The sequence below is a fragment of the Bowmanella dokdonensis genome, assembly GCF_017254865.1.
GTDB lineage: Bacteria > Pseudomonadota > Gammaproteobacteria > Enterobacterales > Alteromonadaceae > Bowmanella > Bowmanella dokdonensis.
Map to the genome: position 1 here is coordinate 1 of NZ_JAFKCV010000185.1, position 358 is coordinate 358.

The following is a 358-nucleotide window of genomic DNA, read 5'->3' on the forward strand; positions in this document are numbered from 1 at the left end:
CTCTACTTCATTTTGATGGAACACATCACCATAAGTAACCCGACCCATTGGGCCGTCGGTCCATACCAAATCATAAATGCTATCAACGCCCTGAATATACATGGCCAGTCGTTCCAGACCATAAGTGATCTCACCGGTTACCGGTGCGCACTCGATACCGCCAACCTGCTGGAAATAGGTAAACTGGGTCACTTCCATGCCGTTAAGCCAAACTTCCCAGCCCAGTCCCCAGGCACCTAGCGTAGGGGATTCCCAGTTGTCTTCGACAAAACGAATGTCGTGAACCAGCGGATCAAAACCCAACTCTCTTAACGAGCCCAGATACAACTCCTGAATGTTATCCGGGGAGGGTTTCAAC

The 358-nt window shown here is 50.3% G+C and carries 1 protein-coding gene; it reads right to left on the reverse strand.

Annotated elements, in window-relative coordinates:
• The coding region (locus tag J0A66_RS22150; RefSeq protein ID WP_206575999.1) for a glycine--tRNA ligase subunit alpha at window positions 1-358 on the reverse strand (358 nt) is incomplete at both ends.